Genomic DNA, 25,946 nt, shown 5'->3' with positions numbered 1-25,946 from the left:
CTTCGGGTCGGTGGCGAAACGGGGCCGCGGCTGGTTGCCACTGATCGGGCTGAACGCACTGATCGGCAGCGCGGTCACCTTGGCCCTGCCGACGATCCTCGGCCGCTCGGTGGATTCGATCGTCGCCGGGACTGGTTACACGCAATGGCTGATCGCCGCCGCGGCCGCGATCGGGCTCGGCATCGTGGCCAGCCTGATCGACGCCTTCGCGGGCGCAGCTTGTGTCGCTGAGACCACTGCCTGGCTGCGACATCGCCTGGTGCGGCAGGTCGTCCGTGGTGGCCCCGAGGGCAGCCGCGGTTTCGAGACCGGCGATCTGGTCACCCGGGTCTCCGCCAACGCGACCGACGCCGCACAGGCCGGGCCTGCCGCGGTGACCGCGATCGCTGCGATCGCTCCCCCGGTTGGCAGCCTGGTGCTGCTCGCGCTGATCGATCCCTGGCTCGCGGCCGCGTTCTTCGGTGGTGTGCTGCTGGTGATCCTGGTGCTGCTGGCGTTCGCCCGGCGGACCGCCGACGTCAGCCTGGCCTATCAGGAGACGCAGGGCCGGATCGCGGCGCGCTTGTCCGAGTCGCTGACGGGCATCCGCACGATCGCCGCGGCCGGGACGACCGGCCGCGAGGAGCGACGCATCCTCGGTCTGCTTCCTGAACTCCATCAACAAGGTGTCGTCACCTGGCGCATTCTCGCCCGCTCCGGCGCACAGGCTGCCGTGGTCGGTCCGCTCGTGCTGGTCGCCGTGCTGGTGGTCGGCGGCGTCCAATTGGTCGCTGGACACATCACCGCCGGTGAGCTGTTCGCTGCCTCGCAGTACGCCGTACTCGGCGCCGGCCTCGGGACTCTCACCGGCGTGATCGGTGAGATCGCACGTGCCAAGGCTGGTGTTCAGCGAGCCGCCGAGGTGGCGGCGATCACCACCGTTCCGCACGGTTCGCTGACGTTGCCGGCCGGATCCGGGCACCTCACCTTCGACCACGTCAGTGTCGTTGCTGATGGCAACGTGCTGCTGAACGACGTGAGCCTGGATCTGCCGGGTGGCCTGACAGTTGCTGTTGTCGGCCCGAGTGGCGCCGGCAAGTCCGTGCTGGCTGCGGTGGCCGCGCGGTTGCGTGATCCGTCGACCGGGCACGTCTCGCTGGACGGCGTACCGCTGCAGGCCGTCAGCCGGCATGCGCTGCGCCGTGCGGTCGGCTGCGCCTTCGAGCGACCACAGCTGGTCGGCCGGACGATCGGTGAATCGATCGCCCCCAATGCGATCAGCCCCGTGCGTACGCTGGCCGCGGCCCGGGCCACCCATGCCCACGACTTCGTCAGCCGCCTCCCCAACGGCTACTTCACATCGTTGCGCAAGGCCCCTATGTCGGGCGGTGAGCGGCAGCGACTCGGTCTGGCCCGCGCGTGGCCGGCCAACCGGTTACTCGTGCTGGACGACGCCACCTCGAGCCTCGACACCGCGACCGAGCGGCAGATCGGCCGCACCCTCACCGAGGACCGTCAGCACCGCACCCGCCTGATCGTCACGCACCGCCCCGCCACCGCCGCTCGCGCCGATCTCGTGGTCTGGCTCGACCACGGCCGAGTCCGTGCAGTGGCTCCCCACGCCGACCTGTGGAACAACACGTCGTACCGGGCGGTCTTCGGGTGAAACGAGAGCTTGGGTACGGCGCTCGATCGTTGCGGAAGCGGGCGACGGTCAAGCTGGTCGCGTGGTCGGTGCCGGAGATCCTGCCGACAGCGATCTACGGCGTCGCGGTCGCCCGGGCTACGGACAGCTTCCTCGCTGGGCAAGTTTGGCAGGGGATCGCGTGGTTGGGCGGGCTGGTTGCGGCCGCAGGGTTGGGGGCCGCGGGGGCCCGGCAGGTGTACACGCGGCTCGGCGATCTGGTCGAGCCGGTCCGCGACGACCTGGTACGGCGTGTTGTGGGCAGCGCACTGCGGAGCGGGGACGACAGCGCGGTCGCCCGGCTGAACCGTCAGGTCGAGATCGTCCGGGACACGTTCGCCGGGCTGGTCATGGTGATCAGGAGTTTCGCGGTCACGCTCTTCGGGGTGCTGGCCGGTCTGTTGTCGCTGGCGCCGCTGGTCGCCGCCTTCGTCGTACCGCCGTTCCTGGTCGGGTTCGCACTGTCGCTCGCCGTGCTGGGGATGGCCGCCGACCGGGTGCGCGCCTCGCTGCGGGCCGACGAGGACCTGGCCGCCTCGGCCGGGATGGTCTTCGGTGGCGTGCGCGACATCACCGCAACCGGCACCGAGGAGTACGCCGAATTCCTGGTCGGCGAACCGATCGAGGCCCACGCATCGGCGGAGCGCGCACTGGCCAAGGTCGCGGCGCTGCGCACGCTGTGCTTCGCGGTCGGCGGCTGGCTGCCACTGCTCATCCTGCTCGCGGCCGGCCCCTGGCTGATCGGGCGTGGCGTGAGCACCGGCACGCTGCTCGGTGGCCTGACCTATGTACTGATCGGCCTGCAACCGGCCCTCGGCCAGGTGATGGCCGCGCTGGGCGACAGCGGCCTGCGGTACGTGATCACCCTCGGCCGGATCCTCGACACCGGCCGGCCGGACGACGACCCGGTTCGCCCGATCGACGTCGTACAGGGATATCAGGTGCAGGCCCAGCGGCTGACCTTTGCGTACGGACCTGCTGCTGAGCCTGTCCTCGATCGTCTCGAGCTGACCATCCCCGAGGGTGACCACCTGGCCGTCGTCGGTCCGAGCGGGATCGGGAAGTCGACCTTGGCCGCACTGATCTGCGGGATGCTGACACCGACCGGCGGCCGGTTGCTGCTCGGCGGTGTGCCGCCGAGCGAGCTGACCACCGAGCGGCTGGCCGAGACGCGCGTGCTGATTCCCCAAGAGGCCTATGTCTTCAGCGGGACCGTCGAGGAGAACTTGTCCTATCTACTCCCCGACGCGACGACCGACGAGCTGAGCGCCGCGATCGACACGATCGGCGCGACCGCGCTGGTCCAGCGCATCGGCGGGCTCGGTGCAGTGGTCAAACCCGCTGATCTCTCCGCGGGTGAGCGGCAACTGCTCGCGCTGGTCCGGGCCTACCTGTCCCCCGCACCACTCGTCGTACTGGACGAGGCGACCTGCTTCCTCGACCCGGAGGCCGAGCGGCAGGCCGAGGTTGCCTTCGCACAACGCGGCGGCACGCTGGTGGTGATCGCCCACCGGATCAGCTCCGCACTGCGAGCACGCCGGATCCTCGTGCTGGACGGCAACCAGGCCGCACTCGGCACGCATCAAGCGCTGATGCGCAGCTCCAGCCTGTACCGCGACCTGCACGGCAACTGGGATCCGATCGTCAGCCAACTCCAGGCCGGTCAGATCCAGCCGGCGTCCTGAGCCTTGCGAATGGCTTCGATCCGGCTGCGCGAACCGGTCTTGGCGAGGATCCTGGACAGGTAGTTCCGCACGGTGCCGGCGCTCAGGCTCAGCGTCCGGGCCACCTCCTGCGCGGTCGCACCTGTGGTGACCTGCCGCAGCACCTCACATTCGCGGTCGGTGAGCGGGTTGTCACCGGCCTTCAACGCCGCCACCGCGAGCCGGACGTCGACCACCGGCAAACCTTTCGCCACGTCGCGGACCGCCTGGACCAGTTGGTCCGTGGTCGCGTCGGTCGCGATCAGCCCGATCCGCGGCGCCTGCTTGACCAGCGCGAGACTTGTCGCGGCGATCGCCTCGTGATCGATCAGCACCAGCACGCCACGACCGGTGAGTTTGCGGCACAGGTCCTCGATCCGGATCCGCCCGGGCAGCTGTGGATCGAGCAGCACGACGTGCGGCCGTCGGCCGGCCACGTGGAGGACGTCCTCCGAGCGGTCCAGCTCGGCCACGACCTCCATATCCGTCTCGCTTGCCAGCACCGCGGCCAGTGCACCTCGCACCATCGTGCCGCGGTGGCCGAGAGCCACTCGGATCACCGCATGCCCCCATCACGTCCGTCGCCTCATCTGACGGCCAGCCGCCCCCTGCAACGGCGAAAACCAGCTGCCGGGCGGCGGTGCCCGTGTTTCCATCAACGAGTGAAGTCCGGAGATGACACGCACGAATCCACCCGCTGCCCTGGCTGCCGGGCCGAGCTGCCGGTCTCGGAGTGGCCGGAGAACCCGAAGATCAACGCCTCCGCGGCCTGTCTGAAGGTGTCCGGCGACCTGCTCGGCTTCGAGCTCGAGCACCAGCTGAAGCTCGGCTATCTGCACCAGCTGCGGATGGATGCCTACCACGCGCAGCATGTGAGAGTCGGCGCTCCGCGGATCGGCCCGGTCTTCGCGTTGAACGGCCTCTACATGTTCCTCGAACGAGGTTCCGGCAACCTCGACGTCCGGACCGCGCACGGCATCATGGCGAACTCCTACGACGACTGGCCCGAACTCGTCGCGCCTGCCGAGGCCGGCCGGCTCACGACGTCCGACGTACTGGCCGCGGGCGGTCCGGAGGAGGTCGAGAAGGCGATGCTGACCTGGGCCGACGAGGTCTGGGCGTCCTGGCCGGAGAATGACCGCGAGGTGGTCCGGAAGCTCACGATCGACCTCGTTCCGGCGCGATATTTCCGCCGCTGAAACCGATCGGTTTATGGCCGGAAACCGTTCTGTTGCTGGGCTTTCGGTACGTCAAGGGACAGAAAAAATCGGGGCAGATCCCGATCTGGCCTTGCGTTCGGGCGAGGAGTCCCACAGGATGACTCACATCGCGTCGTGACCTGGACGTGATCATCCGGACTCCCTTTCGTTACCTGTCCGGGTGCCCCCTCCCCTGCCTGGGGGGCTGGTGTCCTCCACCATGCCCAAGCTCACGAGGAGCGCCTTACCGATGTCCAAAGCCCGACATGCGCGCCCCCGGCGAAGTACTCGCCGGGTGGTCCGAACCCTCTCCGTCGCCGGTCTCGGCGCCGGGATCACCGTCGCTGCCACCGGCGCGGCGTTCGCGACCGACTACAAGGTGAAAGCCGGAGACACGCTCTCCGAGATCGCACAGGCGAACGGCGCCGACTGGCACCAGCTGGCGAAGATCAACAACCTGAAGGACCCCGATCTGATCCTGATCGGCCAGACCCTGACGCTCGACGGTGTGAAGAAGGCCACCGCTCCGAAGCAGCGGGTCACCACGAAGTCGAAGATCGTCACCAAGAAGAAGACCGTCTCGAAGCAGACCGTGCGCAAGACGCGGACCAACCGCTCCGCCGAGCGCCCGTCGACCAGCGGCAACGTCAGCATGAGTGCCGCCTGGCGCAAGGTCGCCAACTGCGAGTCCAGCGGCAACCCGCGCGCAGTCAGCCCGAACGGCAAGTACTTCGGCCTGTTCCAGTTCGACAAGCAGACCTGGCGCAGTGTCGGCGGCAGTGGCAGCCCGGCCCAGGCTTCGGCCGCCGAGCAGCTGATGCGCGCGAAGAAGCTCTACGCGCAGCGCGGCAACTCACCGTGGCCGGTCTGCGGACGCTTCCTGCCGTAGTTCTCAGGAGTGCGTGATCACGAGCATCTCGTCGGCGCCCGCCTGGAACTCGTAGGGAACCTTGCGGATCTCCCAGCGGACGCCGGCGAGCTCGTCCAGCACCTCCGGCAGGAACGGCACCGGCTCGCCTGTGCCCTGAAGTACCAGCGGAAACACCCGGACCTCGCCACTGGTCACCCGGATCAACTCGCGCAGCGCGGCCAGGTGCCAGTCCCGGTCGAACGTGTCGGCCCACGTGAAAAGCAGGTGCGAACACAGCGCCAGCTCGAACCGCCCGTCCTCGAACGGCAACTCCGGCAGACCGGCCGCGACATAACGGTCCGGCGCCTCGCCGATGTCCTGCAGGAACCGGTCGGCCGCCTCGAGCCGCATCTCGTCCCGCCGCTCCGGAGCGCCGTACCAGTGCCAGACGAACTTGTCCTCGTGCTCCTCGACGATGTCGTTACCGACCGGCAGACTGCGCCGGACCGTGTCGACGAGCTCCGGCATCGTCAACTCGTACGCCGGATCCACCGCCACCACGTCGACCCCGCGCGCGGCGGCCTCAGCCGTGAAACTCGATCCACCGGCCGAACAGTCGAGCACGGAGGCGGGTAGTTCGGTCAGGTCGAACATCGCTTCGTACTCGGCGTACGAGCGAGAGGTCACCAGCAAGATCCTTACCCTTCAACGGTTTTCTTGAGCCGGCGATCGAGGGCTGTGGCCCCGGCCGCCAGAACCAGGAACAGTACCGCGACGAGCAGACAGTTCAGCAGAACCTGTCCATACCCGTGCTCGTTCACGTCCACGAACGGGTAGGGGTAGAAGCCGACGAACTCGCCGCGGATGAGCGTGAACGCGAGCCACAGCAGCGGGAACACGACCGACCAGCCGGCGATCCGCAGATCCGTCCTGCCGCGAGGGCCGAACAACGCCCACCCCAGTACGCCGAGCAGCGGGGTGGCCGTGTGGAGCAGGAAGTTCGCGACCGCGGCCCAGCCGGTCAGCTCGTCCAGACCGGCGAGCACGAGGTGGTAGACGATCCCGGTCACCGCGATACAGAGAACGCCGTTCAGCCGCAGGGTTCTGAACAACGTGCTGCGGCGATCCAGCAGCACGGTTGCGCCGAGCAGGATGTTCGACTGGATCGTGAAGAAGGCGAAGACATTGAGGACGCGCTCGGGGGTGGTCGAGAAGAACCCCTCGGTCGCGTTCGCCGTCACGAACAGCTGGATCACGAGGCCGGCCAGGACGGCTGCCGCGGTGGCCCAGGACCAGACCCGCCCGATCGTCGTCATGACCGCAATCTACGACGAGCGGACGGGCCGGTCCGGGATGTCAGACGACTTGCCTTTCCTTCGGCGCCGGCGCGTCCTCGTCGTCACCGTCGAAGGTGTAGCTGAACGAGACGAACGCGTCGATCACCAGCGCGATGGTCCAGCCCCACGCCGGGCCGGTGGCGGCGTCCCAGCCCCGCCCGGACAGCAGGCCGAGGCCGATCATGATGCCGACACCGACGACGTACGCGAGCAGATGGCGGAACCAGCCGGCGCGCTCGCGGCGGGCCCGCTCCCGGCCGCCCTTCGGCGGCTTCACCGGCCGCGGAGCGCCGGCGAACTTGTACGCCGCCCAGCCGTCGGCCCACTTGAGTGTCTGGTGGCCGAAGCCGACGCTGACGCCGATGAAGATCGCGGCCAGCGAGTGCTTGAACGACGGCTCACCACCGCGGTGGATGTCGAGCACGCTCGCCACCAGCATCACCACGTCGACCAGCGGAACCATCAGCAGCAGGATCATCCCGGCCTTGGGCTGCCGGAGCAGATAGCGCGTCACCAGGCCGGCGGCGAGCAGGACCCAGAAGCCGATCTCACACGCGGCGATCACAGCGAGCAGCACAGGGATTCACCCTTCCAATTGTTTTAGTACGACCGTGTTGTGAACCGACGATAACACAGGTGTGCTAAAAAGGGGACATGCCGAAGATCGTCGACCACGACGCCCGCCGCGAGGAGATCGCCCAGGCCCTGTGGCGCGTCGTCCGCCGCGACGGCATCCGCGCCGCCTCGGTCCGCACCATCGCCGCCGAAGCCGGCTGGTCCGCCGGCGCGGTGCGCTACTACTTCCCCGACCAGGAGGGCCTGCTCAAGTTCGCGATGGACCTGGTCGTCCGTCGGGTCGGCGAGCGTTTCGAGGCGTTGACCGCGCGCGGGGGTACGAAAGGTAGCGCCGGCACCGTGGCCCTGCGGTACCTCGAAGAGGTCCTTCCGCTCGACGCCGACCGGATGGCCGAGTTCGATGTCTGGCTCGCCTTCATGGTCCAGGCCCAGGCCGAGACCGGCGCCGGCGCCCTGCACACCAACGTCGAGACCGCGAACGACGGCCTGCGCGAGCTGTGCGCCGAGCTGCTCACCGCACTGTCCGACGCGGGCGCTTTACGCGAGGGGCTGGACCTGCGTCTCGAAACCGAGCGTTTGCATGCCTTGCTCGACGGCCTGGCGCTGCATGCCGTCATCCAGCCCGCGCGCAGCACACCGACCCGGGTCCGCCGGCTACTGCGCCTTCATATCGACTCCCTGCTGGGCCAAAAGCCCTTACAAACCTAGGATTTCGTGTCCGCGGAACGACAAGTTCGCCACAAACCTGACTAAAACATTGCCCAGCGTGGCACCATCACCAGCATGGAGTCCGCTGGGGTGATCGTGGTCAGCGGAATCATGGCGGCCGGGAAGTCCGCGGTCGCTCAGATGCTCGCCGAGCGGTTCCAGTACGGCGTCAACATCCCCGGCAATCTGTTCCGCCGGATGATCGTCAGCGGACATGCCACGATGAGCGACGATCCGGCCGAGACCCAGCGCCAGATGCAGCTCGGATTCCGGCTCGCCTGCCAGGCCGCCGACTCGTACGCCGAGGCCGGGTTCACCGTCGTCCTGCAGGATGTCGTGATCGGTGAGCTGCTCCGCGAGTTCCTCGACGGCATCCGCACCCGGCCGCGCTACCTCGTCGTACTGACACCGCGGCCCGATGTCATCTCCGGGCGGCTCGGCGGTTCGCATCATCTGGTCGACGAGCTCGACTACGAGCTGCACGCGTTCAGCCCGCGGCGCGGCCTGTGGCTGGACAACTCCGACCTGTCCGCCGGCGAGACCGTCGACGCGATCCTCGGCCGGCTCGACGAGGCACGCTTCGAGTAATGGCGAGGTCGGCTACCCAGGGGTAGTTTGGCTGGATGGCGACCACGGTACGGCGGACCTCCTGCAACCTGTGTGAAGCGATCTGCGGCGTCCTGGTGACGGTCGAGGACGGGCACGTCACCGATATCCGGGGCGACGAATCGGATCCGTTGTCCCGCGGTCACATCTGCCCGAAGGCGGTTGCGCTGCGCGACCTGCAGGAGGATCCAGACCGGCTGACCACACCGGTACGCCGTACTGCCGAAGGCTGGCAGGAGATCGGGTGGGACGCGGCGTACGAACTGATCGTGAACAAGCTGACCGCGATCCAGCGCGAGCACGGGCGGAACTCGGTCGGCGTCTATCTCGGGAACCCGAACGTGCACAGCCTCGGCGCGCTGACACACATGCCGACGATGGTCCGGCAGCTCCGAACGCGGAGCAAGTTCAGCGCCACATCGATCGACCAGTTGCCGCAGATGCTCTCGTCGTACCTGCTGTACGGGCATCAGCTGATGATCGCGGTCCCCGATATCGACCGGACGTCGTACCTGCTGATGCTCGGTGCGAACCCGCTCGCGTCGAACGGGAGCATGATGACCGCGCCCGGTTTCGGGCGGCGGATCAAAGAGGTGCGCAAGCGCGGTGGCAAGGTCGTCCTGATCGACCCGCGCCGGACCGAGACGGCTGCGGTCGTCGATGAACACCATTTTGTGAGGCCGGGGACCGATGCGGCATTCCTGCTCGCGCTGATTCATCAGGTGATCGCGGACGGGCATGCACGACCAGCGCCGTACGTCGATGGGCTGGCGGCTGTGGAGGCCGCGGTCGAGGACTGGACGCCGGAGCGTGCGGCCGCGCTGACGGGGATCGACGCCGAGGTGATCCGGCGGATCGCCCACGAGTACGCGACTGCTGGGCGCGCTGCGGTCTACGGGCGGGTCGGGGTGTCGACGCAGCAGTTCGGGGCGCTGTGCCAGTGGGCGATCCAGGTGCTGAACATCATCACCGGCAACCTGGATCGACCGGGCGGCACGATGTTCCCGCGACCGGCCGTGAACGCGCTGATCGGGCTGGGTCGCGGGCATCTCGGCGTGTGGTCGAGCCGGGTCCGCGGGTTGCCGGAGTTCGGCGGTGAGCTGCCGGTGTCGGTGATGGCCGAGGAGATCCTGACCCCGGGTGATGGGCAGATCCGGGCGATGGTGACGATCGCCGGGAACCCGGTGCTGTCGACCCCGGACGGGCGGAAGCTCGACGAGGCGTTCGAGTCGCTCGAATTCATGGTCGCGGTCGACCCGTACATCAACGAGACCACACGGCACGCCGATGTGATCCTGCCACCGGCCCCGCCCCTCGAGCGCGATCACTACGACGTGATCTTCCACAACCTCGCGGTCCGGAACACGGCCCGCTGGAACGACGCCGTACTGGCAAAGCCCGCTGAGGCCCGGCACGACTGGGAGATCTTCCGCGATCTCGGCACCGCGCTGGTACGACGTACGCCGCTGAGCCGTAAACGTCTTGTCACCGAGGCGCGACTGCGGTTGGCACCTCGACGCGTGGTCGACGTGGGACTGCGGATCGGCCCGTACAAGCTGTCACTGCGCAAACTGCGGAAGTCGCCCGGCGGGATCGACCTCGGACCGCTGCAACCGGCCTTGCCCGGAGCGCTGTTCCACAAGAACAAACGGATCAACCTCGACCAGCCGATGATCCTGGCCGACCTCGGCCGTCTCTCCGAACTGCAGGCAACGGCCGAGGGCGAACTGCTCCTGATCGGCCGGCGGCACCTGCGCAGCAACAACTCCTGGATGCACAACTCGGCCCGCCTGGTGAAGGGCAAACCGCGCCACCACCTGCTGATGCACCCCACCGACCTGGCCGACCGCTCCCTCACCACCGGTCAGCTCGTCACCATCACCACCACGGCCGGCTCCCTCGCGGTAGAAGTTGCCTCCAGCAACGACATGATGCCCGGCGTGGTCTCCCTCCCGCACGGCTTCGGCCACACCCGCTCCGGCGTCCACCTGGCCGTAGCCACCCAACTCCCCGGCATCTCCCTCAACGACCTCACGGATTCCGCCCTCACCGACCCCATCTCCGGCACCGCAGCCATCAACGGCATCCCCGTCACCATCACCCCCGCCCCCTAACCCCTCCCCCGGCCCACCCGCCGTACCCGATTTGGCTGGCTAGCCACCGAAATCAGGGGTTCAGCACCCTGGTTACGAGTGCCGAACCCCCGATATCGGTGCCTAGCCAGGCAAATGCTGCCCGTACGGCGGCGGACGGGGTCGCGCACCGCCAGCCGACCGCATTTGGCTGGCTAGGCAGCCAAATGCGGGGTTCAGCACCCTGAATATGGGTGCAGAACCCCCGATTTCGGTGGCTAGGCAGGGAAATGGGTGGGGTTAGGGCGGGGGTTGGGCTGAGGAGTCCCGGATGATGAGGAGGGGGGTGGAGTAGAGGTGGGGTTCGGGGCGGGCGCCGTCCAGGAGAGCTAGGAGGCGGTGGGTTACTTCGGCGCCGAAGCCGACGATGTTGTTGGACATCGCGGTCAGGCGGGGGTGGGTGATGCGGCAGAGGGTGGAGTCGTCCCAGGCGATCAGGGTGATGTCGCGGGGGACGACGGCGCCTAGGCCTTGGACCACGGAGAGGCCTGCTACGGCCATCAGGTCGTTGTCGTAGATGATCGCGGTCGGGCGCGGGCCGGCGGCGAGCAGGTCGCGGGTGGCGGCGGCGCCTTCGTCGGCGGAGTAGTCGGTGTGGATGACCTTGGTCTCCAGGCCGTAGCGGCTGCTCGCCTCGACGAACGCGCGGTCGCGGATCCACACATCGCCGTACTCCGGCGGGCCGGCGACGCGGGCCACCCGGCGGTGGCCGAGGGTGGCGACGTGGCCGAGGGCGGTGTGCATGGCGGCGGTGGCGTCGGACCAGACGCACGGCAGGCCGTCGGCCAGCTCGGGGTGACCGACCAGGACGGCGGGCAGGCCGAGCTTGCGGAGCAACGGGATCCGCGGGTCGGCGACCCGCAGGTCGACCACGATCACGCCGTCGACGCGGCGCTCGGCGGCCCACTTCCGGTACGTCGCCAGTTCGTCGTCCAAGTTGGTCACCACCTGAAGGGCCAACGCGTACGAGCGCTCGGCGAGCACGGACTCCACACCTCCCACGAAGCCCATGTAGAACGGCTCTTCGGTCAGCGTCTGCGCGGTCCGCGCAAGCACCAGGCCGAAGGTCTCACTGCGCGCCGCGGACAGCTGACGGGCGGCGCGATTCGGTACCCACTCCATTTCCTCGGCAACTCGAAGAACCCGCGCACGGGTAGCCGCGGAAACTCCGGGCTGGTTGTTCAGCGCGTACGACACCGCGCCTTTGGAGACGCCGGCGCGGCGCGCGATCTCCTTGATGGTGACTCGGGGCACAACAAACTCCTCACGGGCGGCCGGACCGCTGACGGTCGGTCCGGAATCCTCTAGTGTGCGCGCGTTTCCACGCAGTGTCACCAGATGGGAGCGAAGAGTGATCTTCTTGTTCGCATTCCGGAACGCGCCGGTTCCGGTCGCGAACGCCCGAGGTCTGGGCGGAGGCTAGTCGGGGCGACCGGGATTGGGATACGGTTGCCAGCGTTACTTAACCGGTTCGGCTATCACGCCGGTACGGCGGCTCCAGGGCAGCGAGCGCGGTGCCGGTCACGAGGAGAAACCATGGTCGCAGTGGACAACCTGTCCCTCCAGTTGTACACGGTCCGCCACAAGCTCGAAGAGGACTTCGACGCCACCCTGGCCCGCATCGCGGAGATCGGCTACACCAAGGTGGAGCCGTTCGGAATCCCGGGGAACGCGGACCGGCTGGCCGACGCGCTGCCCAAGCACGGACTGTCGGCGCCCACCACGCACGCCAGCCTGCTCCGTGACGAGGCCGCGCCGATCTACGCCGCCGCCAAGAAGCTCGGCATCGGGACCGTCGTCGAGCCCTTCATCGACCCGTCCCGCTGGCTGTCGGCCGATGACATCAAGGCGACCGCCGAGGCGCTGAACCAGGCGTCCGTCGAGGCCGCCGAGCACGGCATCACGGTCGGCTACCACAACCACCAGTTCGAGTTCGAGAACAAGATCGGCGGCGCGCACCCGCTGGAGATCTTCGTCGACCACCTGAACGACGAGGTCGTCCTCGAGGTCGACACCTACTGGGGCGTCGTCGGCGGCGGCGACATCCCGGCCCTGCTGAAGAAGTGGGGCAACCGGGTCCAGGCGATCCACGTCAAGGACGGCGACGGCACCCTGGACAACAAGGCCCAGACCGCTGTCGGTGACGGCACCATCGCGATCGCCGACATCCTGGCCGCGGCCCCGCAGGCTCTACGCGTGGTCGAGCTGGACGACTTCGCCGGCGAGATCTTCGACGCCGTCGAGGGCAGCTTCAAGTTCCTCACCGGAGAGGGCGCACCCGCATGACCGCGGTCGGCGTAGGTGTGATCGGCGCCGGGGTCATCTCGGACGCCTACATCAAGAGCATGCAGAGCTTCCCCGACCTGAAGGTCGTCGCGATCGGCGACCTGCGGCCGGAGGCGGCGAAGGAGAAGGCGAGTCAGTTCGGTATCGAGACCCACGGGGGTCCCGAAGCGGTGCTGAGCCACCCGGACGTCGAGATCGTGGTCAACCTGACCATCCCGATCGCGCACGTCGAGGTGGCGCTGGCCGCCGTTGCCGCAGGCAAGCATGTCTGGAGCGAGAAGCCCTTCTCGCTGGATCAGGAGAGCGGCCTCAAGCTGCTCGCGGCCGCAAAGGACGCCGGGCTGCGGCTGGGCTGCGCGCCGGACACGATCCTCGGCCCGGGGCTGCAGGAGTCGCGCCGGATCATCGAGCGTGGCGACATCGGTACGCCGTTGACCGCGCTCACGCTGATGCAGTCCCCCGGCCCGGAGTCGTGGCACCCGAACCCGGCGTTCCTGTTCCAGGAGGGCGCCGGCCCGCTCTGGGACATCGGCCCGTACTACCTGACCACGCTGGTCCAGCTGTTCGGACCGGTCGCGGCGGTGGCCGGGCTGGGGTCGAAGTCGAAGGAGAAGCGCACGATCGGATCGGGCCCGCTGGCCGGGACCGACTTCGACGTGACGGTGCCGACGCATGTCAGCGCGATCGCACGGTTCGAGTCGGGTCAGTCGTCGCAGAGCATCTTCAGCTTCGACTCACCGCTGTCCCGGGCCGGGTTCGTCGAGATCACCGGTAGCGAGGCGACCCTCGCCGTACCGGACCCGAACGGGTTCGACGGTGAGATCAAGATCCGCCGCCGGGGTGCCGAGGACTGGGAGACGCTGGAGACCACCGAGGCGTCGGCGCAGCGTGGTACGGGCGTTCTGGAGATGGCCCGGGCGATCCGCGCGGACCGGCCGCACCGGGCGAACGGGGCGCTCGCGTTCCACATCGTCGACGTGATGTCCTCCATCACCCAGTCGATCGACACCGGCGCGTTCGTCGACGTGACGAGCACGGTCGAGGTCGCTCCGGTCCTGCCGGAGGACTGGGACGTGCACGCGGCGACCCTGTAAAGATGACCCGGTGAACAAACTTCAGCTGGATCCCCGGTGGACCGTCGTGTTCGCCGGGGACTCCGTCACCGACGGCGGTCATCGCACCGACCCCACCGGACTGGGGAACACCTATGTCCGGGACATCGCCGAGGACCTCGGCGAGCACCGGCCGCGGATCGTCAACGCCGGGACCAGTGGCAACCGCGCGGTCGACCTGGTCGCGCGGTGGTCCACCGACGTCCTGGCGTTCGAGCCGTCGCTGGTGTCGATCCTGATCGGTATCAACGACACCTGGCGCCGGTACGACAAGTTCGACCCGACCACGGTCGAGGCGTACGAGGCGTCGTACCGCGAACTGCTCGCACCACTGCAGTGCCCGCTCGTGCTCGTCGAGCCCTTCCTGCTGCCGGTGAAGCCCGAGCAGGCTGAGTGGCGGGAGGACCTCGACCCGAAGATCGAGGTCGTCCGGAAGCTCGCCGTCGAGTACGACGCGATCCTGGTACCGGCCGACGCCGAGCTGAACAAACTCGCTTCGGGCGTCGGCGCGGCCACCCTGGCCGACGACGGCGTACACCCTTCAGCCGCTGGCCACGAGGCACTTGCCGATCTCTGGCAGCACTACGTTCTCGCTCCCTGAACTCTATTGAATGCCACGCCTCCGGCGCGGCGGGGGCTCCCCGCACCTCATCGGGGACCTGTAGTTTGTCCTGACTAAACCGGTTCACGCTCTCTGGAGATCTGCTGTGACAGCTCGCAAGAACCTGACCACCGAGGGTGGCGCCGTCTGGACCGTGGAGTCCGTCGACCAGGCGGCGATCGCGGCGACCGTGCCTGGTGAGGTGCACACCGACCTGCTCGCGGCGGGCGTGATCCCGGATCCGTTCGACGGGGACAACGAGAGCAAGCTGGCGTGGATCGGGTCGACCGACTGGACCTACCGGACGACCTTCGATTGGGCCGCGGACGGGCACGCCGTTCAGGAGCTCGTGGCCGACGGGCTCGACACGGTGGCGACCGTGACGCTGAACGGGACCGAGCTCGGGCGGACCCGGAACCAGCACCGGGGCTACCGCTTCGACGTCACCGGCCTACTGATTGCCTCGGGCAATGAACTGGTGATCGCATTCGCGGCACCGGTCGAGGCCGCGCAGAAGTTCGCCGAGACGCTCGGGCTGTGGCCGCACACGAACAAGCACCCGTACAACGCGATCCGGAAGATGGCCAGCAACTACGGCTGGGACTGGGGTCCCGACCTCGCCACCGCCGGTATCTGGAAGCCGATCGGGATCGAGTCCTGGTCCGGCGTCCGGATCGACTCCGTCCGCCCGCTGGCAAGCGCCGACGGCGTCCTGACGACGCATGTGGCGCTGGCCTGGAGCGAGGGCGCAGCCGACACGGCGGTGACCGTCAAGGTTGGCGATGTCGAGGAGTCGACGACTGTTGCCCCCGGCACCGAGAGCGTCGTACTGACCAGCACCGTCGCCAACGCGGAGCTCTGGTGGCCGCGCGGCCACGGCGAGCAGCCCTTGTACGACGTCACTGTCGCTGCCGGCGATGACAGCTGGACCGGCCGGGTCGGGTTCCGCGACATCACGATGAATGTTGCCCCCGACAAGGACGGCGGCCCGTTCGTGCTGTCGGTGAACGGCAAGCCGATCTATGTCCGCGGCGCGAACTGGATCCCCGACGACGCCTTCGTGACCCGGCTGAACCGCTCGACGTACGAGACGAGCATCCAGGACGCACTCGACGCCGGTATGAATCTGCTGCGCGTCTGGGGTGGCGGCATCTACGAGACCGACGACTTCTACGACATCTGCGACGAGCAGGGCGTGCTGGTCTGGCAGGACTTCCTGTTCGCCTGCGCGGCCTACTCCGAGGACGAGCCGCTGTGGAGCGAGGTCGAGGCCGAAGCGCAGCAGGCCGTCACGCGGCTGAGCAAGCACGCCAGCCTGGCGGTCTGGAACGGCAACAACGAGAACATCTGGGGGTACGTCGAGTGGGGCTGGCGCGCGCCGCTGGCCGGGCGCAAGTGGGGTGAGGGCTACTACTTCGACCTGCTGCCGAAGATCGTCCACGAGCTCGACCCGCGGACGCCGTACTCGGAGGGCAGCCCGTACTCGTACGACCACTTCATCCACCCGAACGACGACCGCAACGGCACCATGCACATCTGGGACGTGTGGAACCAGGTGGACTACACGAACTACCGCAAGTACAAGCCGCGGTTCGTGTCGGAGTTCGGGTTCCAGGGACCGCCGGCCTGGTCGACGCTGACCTCGGTGGTCCACGACGAGCCACTGGATCCGTACGGCGAGCAGATGCTCGTGCACCAGAAGGCCTACGAGGGCAACCTCAAGCTGGAGCGCGGTCTGGGCGATCACCTGCCGCTGTGGAAGTCGATGGACGACTGGCACTGGACGACGCAGCTCAACCAGGCGCGGGCGATCATCTACGGGATCGAGCACTTCCGCAGTCTGTTCCCGCTGAACACCGGCGCGATCATCTGGCAGCTCAACGACAACTGGCCGGTCGTGTCGTGGGCCGCGGTCGACGGGCACGGGATCCGGAAGCCGCTGTGGTTCGCCTTGAAGAAGGTGTACGCCGATCGTCTGCTCAGCGTGCAGCCGACCGAGGACGGGCTGGTCGTTGCCGCGCACAACGACTCCGACGAGGCCTGGTCGACCCGGCTGACGCTGACTCGCCGGGCGACCGGTGCCGGTGGTGAGGTGTTCGCGCGCGAGAGCATCGCGCTCGAAGTAGAGCCCCGCTCCGCGACGCTGACCACGGTGCCGGTTTCGCTCATCTCGCTCGACGCCACGACCGAGTACCTGGAAGTCCGCGCGGATGACGGCGCGACGGCGTACTGGTACTTCGTCGAGGACACGAAGCTGCAGCTGGCACCGGACGCCTACACGGCTGCGGTCACCCCGACCAGTGACGGGTACGACGTCACTGTCACGGCGACCGCGTTGGCCAAGGACCTGGCGCTCTTCCCGGACCGCCTGGACGCGGCAGCTCGGGTTGACTCGTGTCTGGTCACACTGTCCGCTGGTGAGAGCCACACGTTCCATGTCACCGGAGCGAGCGCTCCGGCTGAGGTCGGCGTACCGGTGCTGCGCTCGGCGAACGACCTGCTGACCGGGGAGTGAGCCATACTGGGCGATCGTGACTGGGGCTCGGGGGATGGTGCTGCTGCTGGCAGCCGTGATGGTGCTGGCCGGCTGTGGAGAGCAAGAGGCGTCGACGGGCGTCGTCCCCCTCAGCACGACGCCTAAGGCAACAACAACTCCCCGGCCCAGCACTCCGCCGCCCAGCACGCCCACCCCGGTCGGTACGCCGAACAACCGCCCTGGGGAGTCGCACAACCGCAACCTGATGCCAATCGTCGACCACGGCCCGCGGGACCAGAAGCTGGTCGCGTTGACGTTCGATGCGGACCTCACAGCCGCCATGCGGAAGCGGCTGCTGAGTGGGAAGGTCCAGTCGTACTACAACGCCGCTCTGATCAACGAGCTGCGGACTCTGCAGGTGCCGGCCACCATGTTCCTCACCGGCATGTGGATGGAGGAGTACCCGGAGGTCACACGGGAGCTGGCCGCTGACCCGCTGTTCGAGCTCGGCACGCACAGCTACGACCACCGCGCTTTCACCAAGCACTGCTACACGCTGGGCACGGTTCCGCGGGCAGACATGCTGGCTGACGTCCAGAAGGCGGTCAAGCAGCTCGACAAGCTGGACCCTCAGGCCACGCGCTGGTTCCGCTTCCCCGGTGGGTGCTACGACGGTACGGCGCTGCACGAGCTCGCCCCTGCCGGAGTGACAGCCGTGGGACTGGACGTGCCTGGTGCGGACGGGTTCGCGAAGTCCAAGAAGCAGATCGTCAAGCAGGTGCTGTCCAACGTGCAGAACGGCTCGGTCGTCGTCCTCCACATGCACGGCGGCGACAACGCGCCGTACACGGACGAAGCGATCACCCCGATCGTGAAGGAGCTGCGGGCCCGCGGCTTCCAGCTCGTCACTGTGACTCAGCTCATGAACGGGAACCGCTGACTCAACCGTCCCGTCAGTCCTGTTGTGAACAAGAGGCGGATGCGGAGTGCAGGCATCACGCTCGGCCTGACCGCACTGGTCGCGGCCACTCTCACCGGGTGCTCCAGCGATGACGACACTGCCGACTATGCGGCGATCTGCGTCGATCCGCAGACGGAGACCAGGGTCGACGACGACAACTGCAAGGACGAGCAGGAGTACCACGGCTCGGGCACCGGCTTCTTCTGGTTCTACATGGCGACTCGGGGCACTGCCTATGTGCCGGCCATCGGCGGGACGTACTACGCCGGCAACGGCACCTACACCGTCCCTCGGGAGCGCGACGAGCGCACTGGTGGCGGTAGTGGTTCGCCGACGATCCAGCGTGGCGGCCTCTCGAAGAGTGGTGGCGACATCAGCACCATCTCGCGCGGTGGCTTCGGTCACTCGAGCCATGGGAGGTCCGGCGGCTGATGTGGCGGCACGCGAGTAGGCCGCGGCCCGGCTGGCGGGAGAAGGTCGTCGAGCAGGGACTGGTGTTCCCGATGACCGACATGCCCGACGGCACCGAACGCCCGTACTGGAACGAGAGCGCCTGGTACGAGGTGACCATGGACGAGGTCCTGCACCTCGAGAGCGTCACCGAGGAGCTCTACGCGATGTGCACGCACGCCGCTGAGGTGATGGCGACCGGCGACCGGTTCTCCGACACCCAGCTCGGTCTGGCGCCCGGCACGCTGGCTCTGGTCCAGCAGTCGCTCATGCACGACGACCTGTCCATGTACGCCCGCTTCGACCTGGCCTGGAACGGTGCCGACCCGAAGATGCTGGAGATCAACGGGGACACCCCGACCGGCCTGGTCGAGTCCGCAGTGATCCAGTGGAACTGGTTGGAGGACGTCTTCCCGGACGCCGACCAGTGGAACTCGGTCCACGATCGCCTGGTGCAGTGGTGGTCCCAACACCAGTTCCCTGGTAACGAGGCGCACTTCTTCAACTCCGCCGCCGAAACATCCGGTGAGGAGGAGATGACAGTCGCCTACCTGCGCGACACCGCGGCGATGGCCGGACTGGCGACGTACGGACACGAGATCGAGGACGTCGGCTGGGACTCCGCAGAACGCCGTTTCGTCGACTGGGGCAACCGGCCGATCCGCACTGCCTTCAAGCTGTACCCCTGGGAGGACATGCTGGACGAGGAGTTCGGCCGCTTCATCCTGGCGGGTACGGAACGTCAGCCGGTGCAGTGGATCGAGCCGGTCTGGAAGACCATGCTGTCCACCAAGGCGATCCTGCCAGTGCTCTGGGAGCTCTACCCCGACCACCCGAACCTGCTGCCGGCCTACTTCGGTCACCCGGGCGATCTGACCGAGTGGGTCGCCAAACCGCTCCACGGCCGCGAGGGCAGCAACATCGTCATCCACACCGCCGACGAGGACCACACGCAGGACGGTCCGTACGACATGGCGACGATGGTCTACCAGGCCTGGCACCCACTCCCGTCGTACGACGGCAACCGGGCCGTCATCGGGAGCTGGATCGTCGACGGATCGGCCGCCGGCATGATGGTGCGCGAGTCCGACGGGCCGATCACCGACTACTACGCCCGCTTCGTCCCGCACGCCATCGGCACCAGCCCAAGGCCGGATGCCGAGACGGTACGGCGCTGGCTCGCCGAGTAATCAGATGTTGATGGCGATGTACTTGGTCTCCAGGTACTCGTCGATGCCGACCGAGCCGCCTTCGCGGCCGAGGCCGGACTGCTTGACGCCGCCGAACGGAGCCGCGGGGTTGGAGACGATGCCCTGGTTGAGACCGATCATGCCGGTCTCGAGGCGTTCGGAGATGCGCAGCGCGCGGGTCAGGTCGTTGGTGAACAGGTAGGAGACCAGCCCGTACTCGGTGTCGTTCGCCATCTCCACCGCTTCGTCCTCGGTGTCGAAGGAGGTCAGCGGGGCGACCGGGCCGAAGATCTCCTCCTTCTGCAACCGGGCGTCCCAGGGCACGTCGGCCAGAACGGTCGGTGGGTAGAAGTAGCCGTTGCCTTCGGCAACCGATCCGCCGGTGAGCACCCGCGCGCCGAGTTCGACCGCGTCGTCGACCAGCTCCTTGACCTTGTCCCGCTGGGTTGCGTCGATCAGCGGCCCGACGTCGACTCCGTCCTCGGTCCCGCGACCGACGGTGAGAGCTGCCATCCGTTCGGTGAGCCGCCGCGAGAACTCGTCCAGTACGGCGGACTGCACGTAAATGCGGTTGGCCGCCGTACAGGCCTCGCCGCCGTTGCGCATCTTCGCCAGCATCGCGCCCTCGACGGCCTGGTCGAGGTCGGCATCGGCGAACACCAGCAACGGCGCGTTGCCGCCCAGCTCCATGCTGGTCTTCAGCACCTGCTCCGCGGCCTGCTCGATCAGCTTGCGGCCGACCTGGGTGGAGCCGGTGAAGGACAGCTTGCGGGCGCGGCCGTCGCGGATCAACGGTTCCATCACGCCGCCGGAGTCGCTGGTGGTCACCACATTGAGGACACCGGCGGGTAGCCCGGCCTCGGTCATCAGCTCGGCCAGCTTCAGCATCGACAGCGGGGTCTGCGAGGCCGGCTTGATCACCATCGTGCAGCCGGCCGCGACCGCCGGGCCGATCTTGCGGGCGCCCATCGCAGCCGGGAAGTTCCACGGGGTGATCAGCAGGCACGGGCCGACCGGCTGCCGCATCACCAGGAAGCGGCCCTTGCCGTTCGGCGCGACCTGGTAGCTGCCCTCGATCCGCACCGCCTCTTCGGCGAACCACCGGAAGAACTCAGCGGCGTACGCGATCTCGCCCTTGGACTCGGCGACCGGTTTGCCCATCTCGAGCGTCATCAGCAGCGCAAGCTCGTCGGCGCGCTCAGTCATCAGCTCATAGGTACGGCGCAGGATCTCGCCACGCTCACGTGGTGGCGTGGCTGCCCAGTCCGCCTGCGCGGCAACGGCTGCGTCGAGTGCGGCCCTGCCGTCGGCCGGACTGGCATCGGCGACCGCACACAACGTCGTACCGGTGGAGGGGTCCTCGACGGCCAGCGTTCGGCCACCCTCAGCCGCTCGCCACTTGCCGCCTATGAACAGCTCAGTCGGACACTGCTCGACAACCGCCTGCTCCTTGTCCATACACCCACCATAGGCCGCTGTCAGGCGGTGGCAATGAGCGGCGGAGCGTGCCGCGGTACCGTCCGGATCGCGCGCGTCAGACCGGCAGCAATCGTCCGCAGGATCGATGACCGGACCAGACCGTCGAAGGCGAGCGGGACCAGCATCAGCTCGTCGGCCGTCGTACCGGCGACCAGACTGCCGAGTGCCGACACCACTGAGGTGCGGGAGCCAACTATGTGGCCCGGGTCGTCCAGGAGCCGTTCGGCGCGACCACGCTCGCGTCCGGTCAGAGGTGGCTCCAGCAAAGCCATCAGCTCAGCCGTAGTCGCACGAGGTGACGCCACACTGAGCCGCGTCTTCACTCGCACGTATTCAGCGAACCGGATGATCGCCTCTTCTTCCGTGTCCGCAGCAACCACTCCGATCGTCACAGCCAGGTAGGGCTTCACTGTCGGCCCACTGGCCTCGAAGTGATCCCGGTACGCCGCCACCGCCGCACTGGTCATCGCCGTCGCACTGTGATGCTGCACCACGACCGGCAGCCCTCGTACGGCGGCAACCGCAGCCGCACCGGGGTGGTCGGCGCACACGAGCACTGGCGGCGGCAGTCCGGCCAGTGACAGCCGTACGTCGCCCACGGGTGCGCGACCGGGCATGCCGTCGCGGAGGAACCCGCACAACTCGTCCAGTCGCTGCGGGAAGGTGTCACGGGCGCCACCGCCGAGCGCGGCCGCCGTACTGGGCGCGTGACTGAACTGCTGGCCGACACCGAGGTCGATGCGGCTCGGGTACGCCGCAGCGAGCGCCGCGAACTGTTCGGCGATCACCAGCGGCTGGTGGTTGGTCAGAAGCACGCCGGCCGAGCCCAGCCGGATCCGGTCGGTCCGTGCTGCCAGGACTGCGGCAAGAACGGCAGGCGCCGCGCTGCCGACGCCCCGGACGCCGTGCTGCTCCCCCAACCAGAACCGGCGGTAACCGAGGTCGTCGGCAGCCTGTGCAACCTCTGCGGTCTCCCGGAGTGCGGCCGCAGCCGACTGACCGGGCAGCTGCGGAACGGTGTCCAGCACCGAGTGCGCAGACACCGGCAAACCAGGAGTGACAGGAGAGAGCACCTGCTCACCGTCGCAGCGCACGCGCGTTTCCACATGGGGGTCCTGCACCCATCTTTCTGTCAACCGCTACCCCGAAAGATGGGGGACCCGATCCCTTGCCGCCTCACTGACCTGTCAGGCATTGTTCCCGGCGTTCCTTCCAGAATTCGCGGCAGAGGAGGCCAAGGACGAGTGCAGACAACGAACTGGGAGCCGTAGTTCCGCTCCCCACCTGATCCGGCCCGCCTTCCACCAGAGGCCGGCCGGGCGCTGCTGCCGCGGGGTGATCAACCCCCAGTCGTCGCCCCGCGGCAGTTGCCCACCGTTGTCATCCCTTTTGGCCAGCCCGACCGCAAAATATGGGGGCTTCGTACCCATGCCCAGGACAAGGTGCCGATGGCAGCCTGAGCAAGTGCTCAACTCACTGACCGCCGGACCGCCCCGGACCGACCAGCGCCCCGACGCCTGGTGGTCCGCCGCGCTGCGCCCGGACGAACGGTCCGGAGTCACCCCGCCCTGGGCGCAGTACGTCGACCGCGCCACCACCGCGCGCCCGAGCACCCCACCCGCCGCCGACAACGACTGGCGCCAGGCACTCATGCGCTGCCTGCACCCGCTGCTCGCAGTCGCTCGCGACGACCTGACCGCCGCCGGGCACACCGGCGTACTGACCGAGCAGTTCCTGCAGCGCCTCGGTCTGCAACTGGTCAACCAAGCCTCCCGCACGCTGGTCCTGGAGCTGGCCCGAGCCCGCGACCGCGGTGAGCTAGTCGGCGCCACCCCCGCGCTGCGTTTCCTGAACTTCACCCACCGGCTCGTCGGAGGGAGCGAGCTGGCGGAACTCCTGGCCGCCTATCCAGTGCTGGCCCGGGTCCTGGGCGAGTCGTGCCGCCAAAGCCTCGAGGGTCACCTCGAGTTGCTGGCACGACTCGCCGAGGACCGAGAGTCACTCATCACCGGATTGTTCGCCGGCCAGGACCCCGGTCCACTGACCTCCATCGAGACCACCGGCGACGCCCACCGCGGCGGCCGCTGCACCGCCGTCCTCACCTTCGCCGACGGCCACCGCCTGGTCTACAAACCGCGCTCACTAGACCTCCACGGCCACTTCAACGAACTGGTCGACTGGCTCAACACCAAGACCGGCCTAGACCTCCGCACAGTCCGGCTGGAGTGCCGGCCGGACTACGGCTGGCTCGAGTACATCGTCGGCGAACCCTGCCCCGACGCAGCCGCAGTCCGCCGCTTCTACCACCGCCAAGGCGCCCTGCTCGCCTTGCTCTACGTCCTCGACGGCACCGACATGCACTACGAGAACCTGATCGCCGTCGGCGAGCAGCCGGTGCTCGTGGATGTCGAGACGCTGTTCCACCCAAGCCTGTTGCCACCTGGGGCACTCAGCCGCGACCCTGCGTTCCTGACGATTCAGAGCTCGGTCTACCGCACTGCGTTGCTGCCCCTGCTGGTGGTCGGCGAGAACGGGGTTGCGGACGTCTCCGGGCTGGGCGGCGACGAAGGTGCTACGTCACCACAGAGTGTGGCCGAATGGGCCGACGCGGGCCTGGACTCAATGCACCTGGTACGGCGGCCGCGCAGCCGGCCCGGCGGAACCAACCGGCCGCGGCTGGACGGCGTGGTGGTCGAGCCGCGTGATCACGAGGTCGCAATGCTGATGGGCTTTCGTGAGGCGTACGAGGCGGTCGCCTGGCACCGCACCGAACTGCTGGGCCCAGAAGGAATGCTGGCCCGTTGCGCGAACGACCAGGTCCGCTTCGTCCCGCGCAACACCAGCCTGTACATCAGTCTGCTGGACGAAGCCACGCACCCGAATGCACTCCGGAACGCGGCAGGGCGCAGCGACCTCTTCGACCTGCTGTGGGACGGCGACCCAACACTGCAAGACCTGGTGCCCGACGAGCTGTCCGACCTCTGGTCCGGCAACGTGCCCCTGTTCACGGTCCGTCCGAACAGCCGCGACATCTGGGCCGCCGACGGCACCCGGATCCCCGGCATCCTCGGTGCCACCGGACTGGCCGTGGTCGAGGCGAAGATCGCCGCCCTCAGCGATGTCGACGCCCACCGGCAAAGGTGGTTGATCGCCGCCTCACTGGCGACCCGCCCGGACCCGGTCGAGCACACGAGCACCGCCAGCCGCCCCGGACTGGGCACCGCCGAGGCAGACCCGGACAAGCTGTTGGCCACCGCCACCGACATCGCGGACGAGATCGTGGCGCAGGTCATCAGTGAGCCCGGCGGCCGCGCGAACTGGCTCGGTCTCGAGCTCATCGACGACAGCCACTGGGCAGTCCGGCCGATGGGTGCCGGACTCACCAACGGCTACCTCGGTACGGCGCTCTTCCTCGCCCAGGTCGGCGCCCTGACGGGTGCGGACCGGTACTGCGAACTGGCGCGCGACGCAATCCGGCCGCTACCGGAACTGCTGCAGGTACTCGGATCCGATCTCGAGTCCGCGCAGTTCGTCGGTCCAGGCCTGCACGGCCTCGGCGGCATCAGCTACGCACTCAACCGGCTCGCCGGCCTGCTCGGCGACCCCGAGCTGACCATCTGGTTGCAGGCCTCGCTCGAGCTCGCCGGCCAGCTCACACCGGATCCGGCCGAGTTCCCGTCGTACGCCGAGGGCGCAGCAGGTGGACTCGCCGCCATGCAGTCGATCCAGGGCATCCCGGCCGCAGTGCGGCTCGCCCAGCGGTACGCCGACGAACTGGTGAGCGCGGTCGACCACGGTGGGCGAACATCCGGCCAAGGGTTCGCCCGCGGCTACCGAGGCCTCGCGTGGGCACTCAGCAAGTACGGCCTACCAGGTGACAAATACCTCGCTGCGGCCCGCGCAGCGACCCATCTCGACCGTCCGAGTGGCCAGGGGTGGTGTTCCGGCGCGGCCGGCAGCACGCTGGCCCGGCTGGCGGCCGGCGAATCAGTGGACCTCGACATGTATTTGAGGACCGCTTCCGAACGTCCGGTGCTTGCAGACCTCAGTTTGTGTCATGGCGAGCTCGGCGCGGTCGAGCCACTTGCGTGGCTGGCCGAACGTGAACACCCAGCCGTAGAGGGGGTACGGCAACGCCGTATCCGGCTGGTGCTCGCGGCAGTACAGCAGTACGGACCACAGTGCGGTACACCTCGCGCGGTTCCATCTCCAGGTCTGCTGACCGGTCTGGCGGGAATCGGCTACGGGCTACTCCGGCTGGCGTTCCCAGAACGCGTTCCATCCGTGCTGTTGCTGGAATCATCCACACCGCAACAGGGGAGAACAACATGACCGCCCAGAACGACTCCGGACCGGACCACATCGAGCCGGCCGACGGCAACGGCGAGCCCGGCACCGATCCGCTCGGTCCGATCGACCTGCCGAAGCGCAGCAAGATCGGCGCCCGCGCGATGGCCCTCTTGGGCACCATCGGCATGAGTTCAATCGGCGCCGCCGTCATCAACACCGAGCCGGGCTGGCCGTTCCCGACCATCAACGACTGAGCCGTCGCCCCAGCGATCGTTTGAACGAGCGAGGTCGGCCGGGCGTTCAGCCGGCCGACCTCGCCGAACCCGC

23 protein-coding genes are annotated in these 25,946 nt (G+C 68.2%); 16 read left to right on the top strand and 7 right to left on the bottom strand.

Annotated features, from left to right (window positions below; all coding sequences use genetic code 11):
- Positions 1-10: 10 nt before the first annotated feature.
- On the top strand, positions 11-1,645 hold the full coding sequence (locus tag ACFCV3_RS14935; protein ID WP_376030405.1) for an ABC transporter ATP-binding protein: 1,635 nt from the start codon (positions 11-13) through the stop codon (positions 1,643-1,645).
- On the top strand, positions 1,642-3,348 hold the full coding sequence (locus tag ACFCV3_RS14930) for an ATP-binding cassette domain-containing protein (protein WP_376030403.1): 1,707 nt from the start codon (positions 1,642-1,644) through the stop codon (positions 3,346-3,348). Before ACFCV3_RS14935 ends, ACFCV3_RS14930 begins: the two co-directional genes overlap by 4 nt.
- On the opposite strand, the gene ACFCV3_RS14925 is transcribed toward ACFCV3_RS14930, so the two are convergent.
- Positions 3,327-3,926, bottom strand: coding sequence for a DNA-binding response regulator (locus ACFCV3_RS14925; protein ID WP_376030401.1), 600 nt, complete (start codon positions 3,924-3,926; stop codon positions 3,327-3,329). The two genes, ACFCV3_RS14930 and ACFCV3_RS14925, sit on opposite strands and share 22 nt — an antisense overlap.
- A 102-nt stretch (positions 3,927-4,028) precedes the next feature.
- On the opposite strand from ACFCV3_RS14925, the gene ACFCV3_RS14920 reads away from it, so the two are divergent.
- Positions 4,029-4,565, top strand: a complete 537-nt coding sequence (locus ACFCV3_RS14920) for a DUF5946 family protein (protein WP_376030400.1) — start codon at positions 4,029-4,031, stop codon at positions 4,563-4,565.
- A gap of 250 nt (positions 4,566-4,815) precedes the next feature.
- Complete coding sequence (locus ACFCV3_RS14915) at positions 4,816-5,454, top strand: transglycosylase family protein (protein ID WP_376030399.1); 639 nt, start codon at positions 4,816-4,818, stop codon at positions 5,452-5,454.
- A 3-nt stretch (positions 5,455-5,457) separates the two neighbouring features.
- On the opposite strand, the gene ACFCV3_RS14910 is transcribed toward ACFCV3_RS14915, so the two are convergent.
- The 3 genes from ACFCV3_RS14910 to ACFCV3_RS14900 are packed head-to-tail and all read right to left on the bottom strand — an operon-like array spanning position 5,458 to position 7,329.
- Positions 5,458-6,102 carry a class I SAM-dependent methyltransferase gene (locus ACFCV3_RS14910; protein WP_376030397.1) on the bottom strand — a complete coding sequence of 215 codons (645 nt, stop codon included), beginning with the start codon at positions 6,100-6,102 and terminating at the stop codon, positions 5,458-5,460.
- Positions 6,103-6,113: 11 nt separating this feature from the next.
- Positions 6,114-6,731 carry a Pr6Pr family membrane protein gene (locus ACFCV3_RS14905; protein WP_376030395.1) on the bottom strand — a complete coding sequence of 206 codons (618 nt, stop codon included), beginning with the start codon at positions 6,729-6,731 and terminating at the stop codon, positions 6,114-6,116.
- A 40-nt stretch (positions 6,732-6,771) separates the two neighbouring features.
- Positions 6,772-7,329: a 2TM domain-containing protein gene (locus tag ACFCV3_RS14900; RefSeq protein WP_376030393.1), complete on the bottom strand. Its 558-nt coding sequence runs from the start codon at positions 7,327-7,329 to the stop codon at positions 6,772-6,774.
- A gap of 77 nt (positions 7,330-7,406) precedes the next feature.
- On the opposite strand from ACFCV3_RS14900, the gene ACFCV3_RS14895 reads away from it, so the two are divergent.
- The 3 genes from ACFCV3_RS14895 to ACFCV3_RS14885 all read left to right on the top strand — a co-directional run bounded on the left by ACFCV3_RS14895 (position 7,407) and on the right by ACFCV3_RS14885 (position 10,756).
- On the top strand, positions 7,407-8,036 hold the full coding sequence (locus tag ACFCV3_RS14895) for a TetR/AcrR family transcriptional regulator (protein ID WP_376030392.1): 630 nt from the start codon (positions 7,407-7,409) through the stop codon (positions 8,034-8,036).
- A 75-nt stretch (positions 8,037-8,111) separates the two neighbouring features.
- Positions 8,112-8,624 carry a phosphotransferase gene (locus ACFCV3_RS14890; RefSeq protein ID WP_376030390.1) on the top strand — a complete coding sequence of 171 codons (513 nt, stop codon included), beginning with the start codon at positions 8,112-8,114 and terminating at the stop codon, positions 8,622-8,624.
- 35 nt (positions 8,625-8,659) lie between these two features.
- Complete coding sequence (locus ACFCV3_RS14885; protein ID WP_376030389.1) at positions 8,660-10,756, top strand: molybdopterin-dependent oxidoreductase; 2,097 nt, start codon at positions 8,660-8,662, stop codon at positions 10,754-10,756.
- A gap of 258 nt (positions 10,757-11,014) precedes the next feature.
- Here the strand turns inward: ACFCV3_RS14885 and ACFCV3_RS14880 are convergent, their stop codons facing one another.
- Positions 11,015-12,028, bottom strand: coding sequence for a LacI family DNA-binding transcriptional regulator (locus ACFCV3_RS14880; protein WP_376030387.1), 1,014 nt, complete (start codon positions 12,026-12,028; stop codon positions 11,015-11,017).
- A gap of 282 nt (positions 12,029-12,310) precedes the next feature.
- On the opposite strand from ACFCV3_RS14880, the gene ACFCV3_RS14875 reads away from it, so the two are divergent.
- From ACFCV3_RS14875 to ACFCV3_RS14845, 7 genes are all read left to right on the top strand, one after another.
- On the top strand, positions 12,311-13,060 hold the full coding sequence (locus tag ACFCV3_RS14875) for a sugar phosphate isomerase/epimerase family protein (protein ID WP_376030386.1): 750 nt from the start codon (positions 12,311-12,313) through the stop codon (positions 13,058-13,060).
- Positions 13,057-14,154, top strand: coding sequence for a Gfo/Idh/MocA family protein (locus ACFCV3_RS14870; protein WP_376030384.1), 1,098 nt, complete (start codon positions 13,057-13,059; stop codon positions 14,152-14,154). Before ACFCV3_RS14875 ends, ACFCV3_RS14870 begins: the two co-directional genes overlap by 4 nt.
- Before the next feature lie 10 nt (positions 14,155-14,164).
- Entirely contained in the window at positions 14,165-14,773 is a 609-nt protein-coding gene (locus ACFCV3_RS14865; RefSeq protein ID WP_376030382.1) for an SGNH/GDSL hydrolase family protein, read from the top strand.
- A 106-nt stretch (positions 14,774-14,879) separates the two neighbouring features.
- Positions 14,880-17,288 (top strand): glycoside hydrolase family 2 protein, encoded by a 2,409-nt coding sequence (locus ACFCV3_RS14860; protein WP_376030380.1) that lies wholly within the window; start codon positions 14,880-14,882, stop codon positions 17,286-17,288.
- 16 nt (positions 17,289-17,304) lie between these two features.
- Entirely contained in the window at positions 17,305-18,189 is an 885-nt protein-coding gene (locus ACFCV3_RS14855) for a polysaccharide deacetylase family protein (RefSeq protein ID WP_376030378.1), read from the top strand.
- 39 nt (positions 18,190-18,228) lie between these two features.
- The gene (locus ACFCV3_RS14850; RefSeq protein WP_376030376.1) at positions 18,229-18,642 is read left to right on the top strand and encodes a hypothetical protein; all 414 of its coding nucleotides are present in this window, start codon (positions 18,229-18,231) and stop codon (positions 18,640-18,642) included.
- Complete coding sequence (locus tag ACFCV3_RS14845) at positions 18,642-19,850, top strand: glutathionylspermidine synthase family protein (protein WP_376030374.1); 1,209 nt, start codon at positions 18,642-18,644, stop codon at positions 19,848-19,850. The genes ACFCV3_RS14850 and ACFCV3_RS14845 overlap by 1 nt, the downstream gene beginning before the upstream one ends.
- Here the strand turns inward: ACFCV3_RS14845 and ACFCV3_RS14840 are convergent, their stop codons facing one another.
- Both ACFCV3_RS14840 and ACFCV3_RS14835 read right to left on the bottom strand, forming a co-directional pair.
- Complete coding sequence (locus ACFCV3_RS14840) at positions 19,851-21,308, bottom strand: NAD-dependent succinate-semialdehyde dehydrogenase (protein ID WP_376030372.1); 1,458 nt, start codon at positions 21,306-21,308, stop codon at positions 19,851-19,853.
- 20 nt (positions 21,309-21,328) lie between these two features.
- Positions 21,329-22,372 (bottom strand): MsnO8 family LLM class oxidoreductase, encoded by a 1,044-nt coding sequence (locus ACFCV3_RS14835; RefSeq protein WP_376030370.1) that lies wholly within the window; start codon positions 22,370-22,372, stop codon positions 21,329-21,331.
- A gap of 421 nt (positions 22,373-22,793) precedes the next feature.
- On the opposite strand from ACFCV3_RS14835, the gene ACFCV3_RS14830 reads away from it, so the two are divergent.
- The gene (locus ACFCV3_RS14830) at positions 22,794-25,661 is read left to right on the top strand and encodes a type 2 lanthipeptide synthetase LanM family protein (protein ID WP_376030369.1); all 2,868 of its coding nucleotides are present in this window, start codon (positions 22,794-22,796) and stop codon (positions 25,659-25,661) included.
- Complete coding sequence (locus ACFCV3_RS14825; protein ID WP_376030367.1) at positions 25,658-25,873, top strand: hypothetical protein; 216 nt, start codon at positions 25,658-25,660, stop codon at positions 25,871-25,873. Before ACFCV3_RS14830 ends, ACFCV3_RS14825 begins: the two co-directional genes overlap by 4 nt.
- Positions 25,874-25,946: the final 73 nt, after the last annotated feature.

Source organism: Kribbella sp. NPDC056345, assembly GCF_042262745.1.
GTDB lineage: Bacteria > Actinomycetota > Actinomycetes > Propionibacteriales > Kribbellaceae > Kribbella.
The sequence above is the reverse complement of the archived record's forward strand: the minus strand, read 5'-3'. Positions and strand labels throughout refer to the sequence as shown.